Raw genomic sequence first — 13,436 nt, 5'->3', positions numbered from 1 at the left:
AGTTTTCAAAGATCATGTTCGTTATCGCTCGTAAGCGACTTTAATATCTTACCATTTTGTATCGGTTAAAGTCAAGAATTTTTTTCAATTTCTTTTTTTAACCTCGTTGCTATTTTGCGGCAACGAATAATAATATACCACCTGGAATCTTTCCTTGCAATAGTTTTTTTAAAAAAAGTTTCATTTTATGAAAAATAAAAAGCGCCATAGATAAAATGGCGCTTTGATTGATGTATTAGCGGTTTCTCATTTGCGGGAAAAGCAGTACATCTCTGATTGATGGAGAATTTGTTAAAAGCATGATTAATCGGTCGATCCCGATTCCTAACCCACCTGTTGGAGGCATGCCGTATTCTAACGCTTCAACAAAATCGTCATCCATTAGATGTGCTTCGTCATTTCCTTCTTCACGTTCTTTTAATTGAGCTTCAAAGCGTTCTCTTTGATCAATTGGATCGTTTAGCTCTGTGAATGCATTTGCATGCTCACGGCGCACGATAAACAGCTCAAAGCGATCTGTGAAGCGAGGATCTTCAGGATTTTTCTTAGCTAATGGAGAAATCTCCACTGGATGTCCGTAAATGAATGTAGGCTGAACCAATGTTTCTTCTACTTTTTGCTCGAAGAACTCATTGATAATATGACCTACTGTCATATTTTTCGTGATTTCAACACCATGATCAGCAGCATGCTGCTTTGCTTCTTCTATAGACATCTCCTGCCAGAAGTCTACGCCTGTTGCTTCTTTGACCGCTTCAACCATATGCAGTCTCTTCCATTCAGGTTTGAGATCAATTTCATCTTCTCCATATTGAATGGTTGTTGTTCCCAGCACCTCTTGGGCAATATGAGCAATCAAGTTTTCAGTCAGATTCATGATGTCTTTGTAGTCTGCGTATGCTTCATACAGCTCAATCATAGTGAATTCTGGGTTATGACGAGTCGATACACCTTCATTACGGAATACGCGGCCAATCTCGTATACTTTCTCTAGACCACCGACAATTAGGCGTTTTAAGTGCAGCTCGATCGCAATACGCATATAAAGCGGCATATCAAGTGCATTGTGATGAGTAATGAAAGGACGCGCTGATGCACCACCAGGAATGCTGTGCATTGTTGGTGTTTCAACTTCTAAGTATCCTTTAGAATCCAAGTATCTTCTCATGGATTGAATGATTTTGCTTCGCATAATGAATGTCTGCTTACTTTCTGGATTTACAATGAGGTCAAGGTAGCGCTGACGATAGCGTTGTTCAACATCTTTTAATCCATGATATTTATCAGGAAGCGGGCGAAGTGCTTTTGTCAGAACCTCAAAGCTAGTCGCTTTAATAGAAAGTTCTCCTACATTTGTTTTAAATACCGTTCCTGTTACACCGATGATATCGCCTAGGTCCGAGCTTTTAAATAATTCGTAGGCTTCTTCCCCTACACTATCTTTACGAACATAGATTTGAATTTGTCCTTCTAAGTCTTGAATATGCGCAAAGCCAGCTTTACCTTTTCCGCGCTTTGTCATCATACGTCCAGCGATTGTTACTTGAGCCGCTTTTCCTTCTAAGTCTTCTTTAGAAAACTCGTCATATTCAGCGATAATTTGCGCAGATTGATGAGAACGGTCATATCGTTCACCGAATGGATCGATACCCTCTTCTCTCATTTTATTCATTTTGTCACGTCTGACTTGGAATTGGTCATTTAATTCTTCGTTATTAAGCCCTTCATTACTCATTTATATCACTCCAATAATGTATTTTGCAGAGAAAAGCAGAAAAACTGCCAGTACATGCACTAGCAGTGAGCTACAAAAAGAAAGATAATCTTATCCTACTTTTATACTTTGAAGCTCTTTTGCCTCGGCTTCGATCGTAAAGTCATCAAGAACTTGTACAAGCTCCGCTCTCGTTTCACTTTGATTGATTTGATTTCTCACGTCCGCATTACCTCGGACACCTTTTAAGTACCATGCTGCGTGCTTTCTCATTTCTCTAACAGCCACATGCTCACCTTTTAGATCAATGAGTCTGTCTAAGTGAAGCTTGCACACTGACATTTTCTCACGCACGTTTGGCTCTTCTTTCAGTTCACCCGTTTCTAAATAATGAACCGTTCGATAAATCATCCACGGGTTTCCAAGTGCGGCTCTTCCGATCATGACAGCGTCCACTCCTGTTTCATCAAGCATACGTTTTGCATCTTGAGGGGTTTTGACATCGCCATTGCCAATGACAGGAATTGAAACAGATTGTTTAACCTCTTTCATAATATCCCAATTCGCTGTTCCTTCGTACATTTGCACGCGTGTCCGTCCGTGAAGCGCAACCGCTTGTCCACCTGCTCGTTCTACAGCACGGGCATTGTCGATAGCAAAGATATGGTCTTCGTCCCAGCCCATTCTCATTTTCACTGTAACTGGTTTGTCTACAGCTTCTACGACAGCAGAGACCATTTCATAAATCTTGTTTGGATCAAGGAGCCATTTCGCTCCTGCATCACATTTCGTAATCTTTGGTACAGGACAGCCCATGTTGATATCAATAATATCAGCTGTGGTATTCTGGTCTACGAACTTTGCCGCTTCGACGAGTGTGTCTTTTTCCCCTCCAAATATCTGAAGGCTCAAAGGCTTTTCCCGTTCATCAATGTATAGCATACCCATTGTTCTCGCATTGTTGATCAGGATCGCTTTGTCACTGACCATTTCAGCGCAGACTAAGCCCGCTCCAAACTCTTTCACTGTCAGTCTGAAGGCAGAGTTGCACACACCAGCCATTGGTGCGAGCACTACTTTGTTTTTAATCTCGATATCTCCGATTTTAAACATTTTTCCCCCTCCTTTCTTCTTCAAGAATTGGTGAAAGTTCTTCCACCGTTATATTTAAAGCATCTGCTATTTGACCAACCAATTGGTTTGTTGGTAATCGATTGCCTCGCTCAATTTCTCCTAAGACAGAGACAGAGATGCCCAGTCTTTTCGCGAACCCTTCCTGAGTATACCCTTTTAGCTTTCGGTATGCACGAATTCTTCTACCCCACATGTCTTTTTCCATATGCTTACACCTTCTTGGTCTGTTACGGCATTTATTTGTACTTCGCCGATTTCTGGGCAAATCTCACTCATCGGGACAAGAACGAATAAACGTTCGTACATTCTAGGATGCGGCACTACAAGTTGTTCTGTTTCAATATTTTCACGATTATAAAGTAAAATGTCAAGGTCAGCCGTTCGCGGTCCCCATCTCACTTCTCTTGTTCTGCCTAACTCTTGCTCGATTTTCTGAGTAAGAGAAAGTAGCTCCTCTGGACGAAGTGAAGTGGAAATTTTCACGGCCATGTTTAAAAAGTCATCTTGGTTTTCATAGCCTACAGGTGCTGTTTCATATATCGATGAGATTAATTCCACTTGAACCTCTGGATGTTCATGCAGTTTTTTGACGGCTTCTTTTAAATAGGTTTCTTTTTTACCTATGTTTGAGCCTAATGCGATGTATGCTGTATTGTTCATGTGCGCGATCTCGTCATTTCAATTGCAACGGACTGATAGTGTCCTGGAATTGGCGGGTCTGGCTTGATCACCTTCACTGTACATTCCTGAACTGTCGGAAAGTCCTTTAACACTTGGTTTGCAATTCTTTCTGTCAGTGTTTCAACGAGATTGACCGGCTCGCCTTCTACAATGCTTTTGCAGATTTGGTAAAGCTCTGCATAGTTGATGGTCTCATTGAGGTCATCAGTTTGTCCGGCTTTACTTAAATCAAGTGAAGCTGTTAAGTCCACGCGGAATCGCTGCCCTAATTTATTTTCTTCTGCAAATACACCATGGTACCCGTAAAATTCCATTCCATTTACATATACTTTATCGATGATAAGCGCCTCCCTTATTCAGCATGGCATCCATCATTTTTGCCATTCTTGCTATTTCTTTTACATCATGTACACGGACCATCGCACTGCCCTTTTGAATCCCAAGGCAGACCGTCGCACCTGTTCCTTCAGTACGTTCTTCAGGCGGCAGGTCTAAGACAGCACCAATGAATCGTTTTCGAGATGTAGCTAGCAGCAGTGGATACCCAAGGTGACAAAAATGTTCAAGTTCATTCATGACCTTCAGGTTGTCCTCTTTATTTTTCGCAAATCCTACCCCTGGATCTAATATGATCATGTCATCACGGACACCCGCTTGCTGGGCAATTTGGACACTTTCTTTCAAATCGGCGATCATATCTGAAATCAGATGTGTGTAGTTTCGTTCTGGCCGATTGTGCATTAAAATAATTGGGACATTGTGCTTCGCTGCCACATGTGCCATTTGGGGATCTGCCTTCGCTCCCCATACATCATTAATGATGGAGGCTCCAGCTCTCACCGCTTCATCTGCGACACGGGCTTTATACGTATCAATAGAGATAGGTACATCTAATTCTTTTGTGATCTTCTCAATGACAGGAATGACCCTTGAAAGCTCCTCTTCTTCCGAGACAAGTGCCGCTCCCGGGCGAGTCGATTCTCCGCCAATATCAATAATATGCGCCCCGTCTTCTATCAGCTGCGCTGCATGAGCCAGCGCTTTATCTACTTGATTAAACTTTCCTCCATCTGAAAAAGAGTCAGGAGTGACATTTAAAATGCCCATGACCAATGTCTTTTCTTCATAGCTAAGGGTGTGATGCTTGGCCTGTATGATTTTAGGCTGTTTTATCAATTGTTGTGTCATTGTGTCCACCTACTCTTTATGGTCTTGACGTTCTTTTGTGTATTGCATTCTTAACTTTGTTGAGATGGTCCGGCTGTTTTTGGGCAAGTGGATGTCTCCTATACTCCCGAAAGGTACAACTCCCTGAACAGAATTGGTCATCCATGCCTCATCAGCTGAGAGCAAATGTGAGACTGGGTATCGTCCTTCCTTTAGCGAGACCCCCATCGCGTGGAGTGTTTCCATACAGTATCGACGTGTGACCCCATTTAAAATGCCTGTATCAAGTGACGGTGTATAGACCTCATCATCTTTCCGCCAAAATACATTCGAGGTAATACCTTCTGCCACATCATCTTCTTTCGTTAAAAAGATGCCTTCTAACGCCGGGTCGTTCCCCACTTCTCTTTTCCCGAGCAGGTTGTTCATATAGTGATGAGACTTGAGGCGTTTTGGCCCTTCTGGTGTATTTCTTCTTGTTTGAAGAATGACTCCCTTTTTCTCATCCAAAATAGATTCTGGACGGAATGGAGAGATCATGACAAAAACGACAGGCTCTTCATAAGGATCTGCAGAAAACCCATTGCCTCTGCCCGCAGAAACATTCAAGCGAATTCTCGCATGGCCGCCAGCTATTTGATTTTTATTTAGTAAAGTATGAATGATGTCGAGTACAAATGGTTTCTCTATTGTGGATTCGATGCAAAGGTCACGTAATGATTGATTGAGCCTTTCAAGATGCCAATCTAACAGGAAGACTTGTCCTGCCAGGCTGGTAAATGTTTCGAATACACCGATGCCATATAGAAAACCATGATCAAAAGGAGAAAGAGTCGCGTCTTTCTCCTCTATATACTGACCGTTCAGATAAATGATCATGCGTTTACTTCATGCCCCTTTTTACGATAGGTTTCAATGAAATTTTTCAGCATTTCTTTTCCGAAGGACGTCATAATCGATTCAGGATGGAATTGTACACTTTCAATCGGCAGTTCTTTATGGCGAATCGCCATGAGCTCGCCTTCTTTTGTGCTGGCTGTTGCGTCAAAGCACTCTGGCAGTGTCTCGTTTTTGACAATTAACGAATGATATCTCGTTGCGACGAGCGGATTTTGTAGTCCTGTGAAGACACCTTTTCCGTCATGTTTAATCTCTGACGTTTTCCCGTGCATTAAGCGCTCTGCTCGAACGACATCCCCGCCAAAGACTTGTGCGATGGATTGGTGACCTAGACACACACCGAAGATCGGAATACTTCCTGCAAAGTGCTTGATCGCCTCCATACTAATCCCCGCTTCATCAGGACTGCATGGCCCTGGAGAAATCATGAGGAAATCCGGCTTGAGCTCTTCAATTTCTTGAATGGTTACTTGATCATTCCGTTTCACGATCAATTCTTCTCCAAGCTCACCTAAATACTGGACCAGGTTGTACGTAAATGAATCATAATTATCAATCATTAAAATCATACTCTGCTCACCTCTAACTCAAAATAGTCTCTTCTTTGCTCAGCTGTAATGCTTTTTTCACTGCATAGGCTTTTTTAATCGATTCTTTATATTCGTGTTTTGGGACAGAATCTATGACGATCCCCGCACCTGACTGCATAAAGGCTTTTCCTTCTGTACAATACGCAGTACGAATGACGATATTAAAGTGCATATCTTGATTGAATCCAAACCAGCCTATAGATCCAGTATAAAGCCCACGTCTTGTTGGCTCAAGTTCTTCTATGATTTCCATCGTCCGCACTTTTGGAGCACCTGTAATCGTTCCACCTGGGAATACAGCTCTCATGACATCTACCGCGTCACATTCATCACGCAGCTCTCCTTGTACATTGGATACAATATGCATCACGTGTGAATATTTCTCAATCGCCATAAATTCGTTCACTTTTACGGATCCATAAGTGGATACGCGTCCAAGGTCATTCCGCTCAAGGTCAACAAGCATCACATGCTCTGCACGTTCTTTTTCATTTTCAATGAGCTCTTTTGCCAGCGCTTGATCCTCAGCGTCGTCTTTGCCTCGTGATCTTGTTCCGGCAATTGGTCTTGTTTCTAGCTGAGTTCCTTTTTTCTTAATAAGCAGCTCTGGAGATCCACAAACAATCTGGAAGTCAGGCGTATGCAGGTAAGACATATAAGGAGATGGATTGACTTGACGTAACGTTTTGTATAAATCATACGGATGAGTGTGAAGCTGTTCATCTTGTCTGATGGATAAGTTCACTTGGAACACATCACCGTTTGCGATATATTGCTTAATTTTCTCTACTGCTTCCCCAAAGGTTTCTTCAGTGAATGGTGCTGCTGGTACAAATTCTGTGGAAGGTTCACTGACAGGTGATTGTGCTGATTCTTCTGAAGAGCTTGTCCATTTTTGCTTCCATTCTTCAAGCCTTTGGTTCGCTTTACTCCCTGATTCCGTTTCCTCTATGTGCGTAATCAGCCACAGGGCGTGCTCTTTATGATCAAAAACTGCAACATCGTTAAATACGAGGAAATAAAGGTCTGGTGTTTGAAGATCATCAATTGACAGCATCTTAAAATGCTCGATGTATCTAGCATAATCGTAGCTTAAAAACCCAATTGCTCCACCTTGGAAGTCTGGGTATTCGTCGTTCGTTTCGGTTTGAAGGGTTTGAAACCAATCCGTAAACGCTCTGAATGGATCACCTTCTTTGAACAGCACCTCATCTTGATAATGGATAGTCGTCATTCCATCTTTCCCCTTCGCTTTAGCGATCGGGTGAATACCAGCGATGCTATAAGAACCGCCGCGCGCACTTTCAAGAAGCACATGATGTGTTTCGCGAGCAGTTAATTGTTCGTATCTTTTCAAGAATGCATCTTTCGTAAAAGGAATTTTGATGCCCATCGGCCTGCGTTGTGTCATGTTATCATCCTTTTTCATTTTCATTAATCTTATTGTAATGCAATCCAATTTATTTAGAAAATAGTATTTGCTTTCCATCTTCAGAATTCATGAAAAAACCCCAGCAAATGCTGGGGTGATTGGTTTAATCGAATTGATAAAGAGGTGTACTGAGGTAACGCTCACCGTTACTTGGGATAATGGCCAGAACCTTTTTCCCTTTACCAAGCTTTTTCGCTGTTTGAAGTGCTGCGTAAATAGCTGCTCCGGAAGAAATACCGCCAAGGATTCCTTCTTCTTTCGCTGCTTTTCTTGCAAGCTCAAATGCATCTTCGTTTTTCACTTGGATGATGCCGTCATATATTTCTGTGTTCAAGATTGAAGGAACAAAACCTGCTCCAATTCCTTGAATTTTATGCGGACCCGGCTTTCCGCCTGACAATACAGGGGAATCTGTCGGCTCTACTGCATAAAGCTGGATGGATGGGATGGCTTCTTTTAGGACTTCACCAGCACCTGTAATCGTACCGCCCGTACCAACACCTGCAATAAATGCATCAAGCTCGCCGTCAAACTGTTCAAGGATTTCTTTCCCAGTTGTACGACGGTGAATCTCTGCATTGGCTTCGTTGCTAAATTGCTGAGGCATGAAATAACCATGCTCTTCTGCTAATTCTTCCGCTTTTTTGATGGCACCTTTCATTCCTTCTGCACCTGGTGTTAAGACAAGTTCCGCACCATAAGCGCGTAAAAGGTTGCGGCGCTCCTGACTCATTGTGTCCGGCATAACCAAAATCGCATTGATTCCTTTAGCAGCCGCTACCATTGCAAGGCCGATTCCTGTATTTCCGCTTGTTGGTTCAATAAGCGTATCGCCGGCTTTTAATGTACCTTTTGCTTCAGCATCTTCGATCATCGCTAAAGCAATACGATCTTTGACACTGCTGCCCGGGTTCATATATTCAAGTTTCAAGTAGACATCCGCACTGTCTTCATCTACTAAACGGTTTAATTTAACGACTGGTGTATTTCCTATTAGTTCAAAAACTGAATTTGCAATACGAGCCATCACTAACACCTCTATCTCCGAGTAATTTTATTGTATTAATATTAAATTATCAATTTCAAAAAATTTTGTCAATGCTTTTAGTCCTGCTCGCCATCGTAAAACCATGTGACTTTTGCTTCTTTCCACAGGGTTTTGACATTCGCCTTTTCACCTAGATCTTCCATGGCGATCTGCCTTTTAATCTGGTCTTTGACTTCGTCATAGGAGAAAGAGCGGCCATTTAATTTTTCTTTTAACTGAATAATGGCATACCCGTTTTTGGTCTGAATCGGCTCTTTCGTCCATTCATCTGGCTGAAGCTTTTGAGCTTCTTGTATGTATAGGGCTGGGATACTTTCCTGCTCTTCTGTCACAAATCCAAGATCTCCGCCGTATGGTGAGGTGTAACGGTCGATTGAACGTTCAGCTGCCACGGCTTCGAAACTAGATCCACCTTTTAAATCTTTCAATACATTTTCAGCCTCGCTCTTTGTCTTCACGACGATATGGCGAATGCGGTATGAATCATCATATTGATATAAGTCCTTGTTTTTTTCATAAAACGATTTCGCTTCTTTTTCAGAAACGACGGCATCTCTTGTTAAAAGCTGCTCTAATAAAATTTGATAACGAATCTGTTCTTTCCATTCCTTCTCACTTGTATGTCCATCTTCATAGAAATTATTAGACACCGCTTTGAGCATAAGCAATTCACGATTGATCTCTTTTGAAGACACTTCCAGCTTGTTTTGCTTGGCAAGCTGATTGACCACCTTTTGATTGATCATTTGCTCAAGAGTCGCCTTTCCGTAGCGGTCTTCCATTTTCTTTAGCCATTCTTGACGCGTCACCTTCTCTTTTCCAATTGACGCAATTTCTTCACCGCTCTTCCCGTTAGAAGAAGCCTGTGACATTTGTGACTTTGTTAATACATATGCAATGACAACGGCATTAATCATGAGCAACACGAGGATAAATGTCCATACCACTCTTGCTTTTAGTCTCATCTTTCGTCTCCTTTCCATTCTAAAAAGAAAACCCGCTGCTTAGAGCTTAGCGGGTTAATTCTTCACGTAGCTCTTCTAGCTCTTCTTTTGTAAATACATACGTTTCGTTACAAAAATGGCATTGAGCTTCTGCTTGTCCGTCTTGTTCAATCATATCATCAATTTCGGCTTTCCCTAGGCTGATAATGCCATTTGCAAACCGTTCTTTTGAGCAGTTACAAGAAAATTCGACAGGTACAGTTTCTAAAATTTGAGGCTTTTCACCGAGTACTTCTTCTAATATTTGTTCTGGTGTCATCCCTTTTTCAATGAGTTTAGAGATGGGTTCAATGGTTGACAGGCGCTTTTCTAGTCTTTCAATGACAGCATCTTCTGTACCAGGCAGCAATTGAATGATGAAACCGCCTGCTGCGAGAATCGAATTATCTGGATTGACAAGGACGCCTACGCCTACAGAAGAAGGCACTTGCTCAGAAGAAACAAGATAATAAGTGAAGTCATCTCCAATTTCACCTGAGACAATTTCTGTTTGTCCTGTAAAGTGGTCCTTCAGCCCGATATCTTTGACAACACTTAACGTTCCAGATGTTCCGACTGCACGTCTAACATCCAGCTTGCCATGTTCATTTAAGTCAAAGTGAACTTGTGGGTTTGAGACATATCCTCGCACCTGGCCTTTTGCATTTCCATCAGCGATAATGGCGCCGATTGGTCCACCGCCTTCTATTTTGACAGTTAGCTTATTCTCACCTTTCAGCATAGCACCCATCATGACTGTTGCTGTCATCGTTCTGCCGATGGCTGCTGATGCAGTCGGCCACGTATGATGTCTTCTTTGTGCTTCGTTGATTGTATCTGTTGTGTTTGCAGCATATGCGCGGACTTTTCCATCATATGCTAACGCTTTAACTAAGTAATCCATTTGATTTAAACCTCCTATAATACACCGACACGATTACGTTCATAAATGAGCTGCAGTCCTTTTAATGTGAGGAACGGATCGACAATATCAATACAGTCTGATTCATTTCCAATCAATGTAGACAAACCGCCTGTTGCAATGACTTTCGGTGTTTGTTTGGCTTGCTGCTTCATCCGTTTCACTATTCCCTCGACTTGGCCAACATATCCATAAAGGATGCCGGATTGCATCGCACTGATGGTGTTTTTTCCAACAATGTGATCTGGACGGACAATTTCAATTCTCGGCAGCTTCGCCGCTCTTGTATATAAAGCCTCAGTTGAGATGGTAATACCCGGTGCAATCGCTCCACCCATGTATTGTTTTTGTTCATTGATATAACAGTAGGTTGTTGCTGTTCCAAAGTCTACCACAATAAGAGGTGCCCCATATAGGTGAATTGCTGCTACTGCATTGACAATTCGATCTGCCCCGACTTCCTTTGGATTGTCACACATAATGTTTAATCCAGTCTTCATTCCAGGCCCTACAATTTGGGGTGTTATGTGAAAATACTTTTCGCACATTCTTTCAAGTGCGAACATCATTGGCGGGACAACAGACGAGATGATAATCCCTTCTATTTGGTCAAACATCAGCCCGACATAATCGAATAAAGCCCTGATGGACATACCAAATTCATCTTCTGTTTTATGACGGCTTGTTTCAATTCGCCAATGGTAGTTTAGATCGCCATTATGATAAACACCTAAAACGGTATTTGTGTTTCCTACATCTATCACGAGTAACAACTTCATCACCACTTTGAATAGTTTCTCAAAAAGAGCATTTTTCGACTTTCTATCATACCATACACGAATTGAGTTCCATTTGTAAACAATTCGAAACCGATCCATTCATGAATCGAAATAAAAAAAGCTGCCGGTGATCCCGGCAGCTTTCACAGAAGGAGATTAGATCTCCTCATCTTCTTTTTTCTTGATGTTTACTTTCACATCATCGTTTTTCTCTTCGTCATCTGCATATACACGCTCTGGAAGCTTTCCAGTTTCGTAAAGAGATTTAATTTGTTCAGCATCTAATGTTTCAACTTCTAGAAGGGCTTGTGCGATGATTTCTAACTTATCTTTATTCTCAGTGAGAATTTGTTTCGCACGTTCGTAGCTCTCCTTAATGAAACGCTGAACTTCTTGGTCAATTTCGTAAGCGATCGCTTCACTGTAATTCGGCTCATTGTTAAAATCACGGCCAAGGAAGACTTGACCTCCTTGTGATTGACCGAATTGAAGCGGACCAAGTTTATCAGACATACCGAACTCTGTGACCATTCTTCTTGCAATGCCTGTTGCACGCTGGAAGTCGTTGTGAGCGCCTGTACTTACTTCACCAAACGTAATTTCCTCTGCAACACGACCGCCGAGCAAGCCGACAATCTTATCAAGAAGCTCTGGCTTCGTTTGGAAATAACGGTCTTCTCTTGGAAGCATGACCGCATATCCGCCTGCCTGACCACGAGGAACGATCGTTACTTTATGCACCATGTCCGCTTCGTCTAGGATAAGACCAATGACGGTATGACCTGCTTCATGGTAAGCCACAATATTACGTTCTTTCTTCGAAATGACACGGCTTTTCTTCGCCGGCCCAGCGATGACACGGTCAGTCGCTTCGTCAATATCACGCATATCGATTTTCTTTTTGTTATGACGGGCAGCAACAAGTGCTGCTTCGTTTAGTAAGTTCTCAAGATCTGCTCCAGAGAACCCTGGTGTTCTGCTTGCAATGGCTTTTAAGTTAACTGACTCGTCAAGCGGTTTGTTTTTCGCATGAACTTTCAGTACTTCTTCACGGCCAATAACATCTGGGCGGTCAACCGTAATTTGACGGTCAAAACGTCCCGGACGCAGCAATGCAGGGTCTAGAATATCTGCACGGTTTGTCGCAGCAATGATAATAATACCTTCGTTGGCACTAAAACCATCCATTTCAACAAGAAGCTGGTTAAGCGTTTGTTCACGCTCGTCATGACCACCGCCAAGACCGGCTCCACGCTGACGACCCACTGCATCAATCTCATCAATAAAGATTAAGCAAGGTGCATTCTTTTTCGCATTTTCGAATAAATCACGTACACGTGATGCACCGACACCGACGAACATCTCGACGAAGTCAGAACCACTGATGCTGAAGAAAGGAACGCCTGCTTCTCCTGCAGATGCTCTCGCAAGCAATGTTTTACCTGTACCTGGAGGTCCTACTAGTAAAACCCCTTTAGGGATTCTTGCGCCAAGCTCCGCAAATTTACGTGGATCCTTCAGGAATTCAACCACTTCTACAAGCTCTTGCTTTTCTTCATCTGCACCGGCAACATCTTTAAATTTCACACGTTTCTTCTCTTCTGTGTAAAGCTTCGCCTTACTCTTACCAAAGTTCATGACTCGGCTTCCGCCGCCCTGAGCTTGGTTCAATAAGAAGAAGAACAGGATAAAGATGATGATAAACGGAATGATGGTTGTCAGAACTTGCAGCCATCCATTTGTTTCAGGTGCTGGTTCTACTTTTACATCTGTATTCTTCAGTGCACTGTAAATTTGGTCAACACCTTGACCATCTGGAACATGGGTAATGAAGTATTGATCTTTCTTCGCGCCATCTAATTGACCACGAATTTCATAAACCCCTCTTACAGGCTGAATGGAGATACTCTCCACTTTTCCCGCACTTAGATTTTGCGAAAATTTGCTGTAAGACATGTTCTCAGGCTTTTGATTTGGGGATCCTAACCAACTGACGACCCCTATCACAAGTAATAAAATAAGTATATAAAAAATCGTATTACGAAAAACCCGATTCATTCCTTACCTCCTCCCACAGTAAGCACAA

14 protein-coding genes are annotated in these 13,436 nt (G+C 42.4%); all 14 read right to left on the bottom strand.

Annotated features, from left to right (window positions below; genetic code table 11):
- Window positions 1-235: 235 nt before the first annotated feature.
- The gene (gene lysS, locus AWT60_RS17825) at window positions 236-1,735 is read right to left on the bottom strand and encodes a lysine--tRNA ligase (RefSeq protein WP_024427180.1); all 1,500 of its coding nucleotides are present in this window, start codon (window positions 1,733-1,735) and stop codon (window positions 236-238) included.
- Between the two features lie 90 nt (window positions 1,736-1,825).
- The gene (gene dusB / locus AWT60_RS17820) at window positions 1,826-2,827 is read right to left on the bottom strand and encodes a tRNA dihydrouridine synthase DusB (protein WP_041105742.1); all 1,002 of its coding nucleotides are present in this window, start codon (window positions 2,825-2,827) and stop codon (window positions 1,826-1,828) included.
- Window positions 2,820-3,053, bottom strand: a complete 234-nt coding sequence (locus AWT60_RS17815; RefSeq protein ID WP_024425661.1) for a helix-turn-helix domain-containing protein — start codon at window positions 3,051-3,053, stop codon at window positions 2,820-2,822. Before AWT60_RS17815 ends, dusB begins: the two co-directional genes overlap by 8 nt.
- Window positions 3,005-3,508 carry a 2-amino-4-hydroxy-6-hydroxymethyldihydropteridine diphosphokinase gene (gene folK / locus AWT60_RS17810; protein WP_041105740.1) on the bottom strand — a complete coding sequence of 168 codons (504 nt, stop codon included), beginning with the start codon at window positions 3,506-3,508 and terminating at the stop codon, window positions 3,005-3,007. The genes AWT60_RS17815 and folK overlap by 49 nt, the downstream gene beginning before the upstream one ends.
- Entirely contained in the window at window positions 3,505-3,867 is a 363-nt protein-coding gene (folB, locus tag AWT60_RS17805; protein WP_024425659.1) for a dihydroneopterin aldolase, read from the bottom strand. The genes folK and folB overlap by 4 nt, the downstream gene beginning before the upstream one ends.
- Window positions 3,860-4,717, bottom strand: a complete 858-nt coding sequence (folP, locus tag AWT60_RS17800) for a dihydropteroate synthase (protein ID WP_076839434.1) — start codon at window positions 4,715-4,717, stop codon at window positions 3,860-3,862. Before folP ends, folB begins: the two co-directional genes overlap by 8 nt.
- 9 nt (window positions 4,718-4,726) lie before the next feature.
- Window positions 4,727-5,575, bottom strand: a complete 849-nt coding sequence (gene pabC / locus AWT60_RS17795) for an aminodeoxychorismate lyase (protein WP_076839432.1) — start codon at window positions 5,573-5,575, stop codon at window positions 4,727-4,729.
- A complete protein-coding gene (gene pabA / locus AWT60_RS17790) occupies window positions 5,572-6,165 on the bottom strand; it encodes an aminodeoxychorismate/anthranilate synthase component II (RefSeq protein WP_024425656.1) in 594 nt (197 codons plus the stop codon). The genes pabC and pabA overlap by 4 nt, the downstream gene beginning before the upstream one ends.
- A gap of 13 nt (window positions 6,166-6,178) precedes the next feature.
- On the bottom strand, window positions 6,179-7,597 hold the full coding sequence (locus AWT60_RS17785) for an anthranilate synthase component I family protein (RefSeq protein WP_075621317.1): 1,419 nt from the start codon (window positions 7,595-7,597) through the stop codon (window positions 6,179-6,181).
- Window positions 7,598-7,721: 124 nt separating this feature from the next.
- A complete protein-coding gene (gene cysK, locus AWT60_RS17780; RefSeq protein ID WP_024425655.1) occupies window positions 7,722-8,645 on the bottom strand; it encodes a cysteine synthase A in 924 nt (307 codons plus the stop codon).
- A 77-nt stretch (window positions 8,646-8,722) separates the two neighbouring features.
- Window positions 8,723-9,631 carry a peptidyl-prolyl cis-trans isomerase gene (locus AWT60_RS17775; RefSeq protein WP_024425654.1) on the bottom strand — a complete coding sequence of 303 codons (909 nt, stop codon included), beginning with the start codon at window positions 9,629-9,631 and terminating at the stop codon, window positions 8,723-8,725.
- Between the two features lie 46 nt (window positions 9,632-9,677).
- The gene (hslO, locus tag AWT60_RS17770) at window positions 9,678-10,553 is read right to left on the bottom strand and encodes an Hsp33 family molecular chaperone HslO (RefSeq protein ID WP_041105733.1); all 876 of its coding nucleotides are present in this window, start codon (window positions 10,551-10,553) and stop codon (window positions 9,678-9,680) included.
- 14 nt (window positions 10,554-10,567) lie between these two features.
- Window positions 10,568-11,344, bottom strand: a complete 777-nt coding sequence (locus tag AWT60_RS17765) for a type III pantothenate kinase (protein WP_024427185.1) — start codon at window positions 11,342-11,344, stop codon at window positions 10,568-10,570.
- Window positions 11,345-11,506: 162 nt separating this feature from the next.
- A complete protein-coding gene (ftsH, locus tag AWT60_RS17760; protein ID WP_024427186.1) occupies window positions 11,507-13,408 on the bottom strand; it encodes an ATP-dependent zinc metalloprotease FtsH in 1,902 nt (633 codons plus the stop codon).
- Between the last annotated feature and the right edge of the window lie 28 nt (window positions 13,409-13,436).

Source organism: Bacillus sp. F2HM (assembly GCF_019266135.1).
Classification (GTDB): Bacteria; Bacillota; Bacilli; order Bacillales; family Bacillaceae; genus Bacillus; species Bacillus safensis.
Note: the sequence above shows the minus strand (reverse complement) of the source record. Positions and strands in the feature narration are given on the sequence as shown.

What these genes read in the sequence shown, in the direction of transcription:
- folP (WP_076839434.1), bottom strand. Translation starts at nt 4,717, where the DNA reads ATGACACAACAATTGATAAAACAGCCTAAAATCATACAGGCCAAGCAT.
- AWT60_RS17815 (WP_024425661.1), bottom strand. Translation starts at nt 3,053, where the DNA reads ATGGAAAAAGACATGTGGGGTAGAAGAATTCGTGCATACCGAAAGCTA.
- hslO (WP_041105733.1), bottom strand. Translation starts at nt 10,553, where the DNA reads ATGGATTACTTAGTTAAAGCGTTAGCATATGATGGAAAAGTCCGCGCA.
- ftsH (WP_024427186.1), bottom strand. Translation starts at nt 13,408, where the DNA reads ATGAATCGGGTTTTTCGTAATACGATTTTTTATATACTTATTTTATTA.
- pabA (WP_024425656.1), bottom strand. Translation starts at nt 6,165, where the DNA reads ATGATTTTAATGATTGATAATTATGATTCATTTACGTACAACCTGGTC.
- AWT60_RS17775 (WP_024425654.1), bottom strand. Translation starts at nt 9,631, where the DNA reads ATGAGACTAAAAGCAAGAGTGGTATGGACATTTATCCTCGTGTTGCTC.
- folK (WP_041105740.1), bottom strand. Translation starts at nt 3,508, where the DNA reads ATGAACAATACAGCATACATCGCATTAGGCTCAAACATAGGTAAAAAA.
- dusB (WP_041105742.1), bottom strand. Translation starts at nt 2,827, where the DNA reads ATGTTTAAAATCGGAGATATCGAGATTAAAAACAAAGTAGTGCTCGCA.
- pabC (WP_076839432.1), bottom strand. Translation starts at nt 5,575, where the DNA reads ATGATCATTTATCTGAACGGTCAGTATATAGAGGAGAAAGACGCGACT.
- lysS (WP_024427180.1), bottom strand. Translation starts at nt 1,735, where the DNA reads ATGAGTAATGAAGGGCTTAATAACGAAGAATTAAATGACCAATTCCAA.
- AWT60_RS17785 (WP_075621317.1), bottom strand. Translation starts at nt 7,597, where the DNA reads ATGACACAACGCAGGCCGATGGGCATCAAAATTCCTTTTACGAAAGAT.
- cysK (WP_024425655.1), bottom strand. Translation starts at nt 8,645, where the DNA reads ATGGCTCGTATTGCAAATTCAGTTTTTGAACTAATAGGAAATACACCA.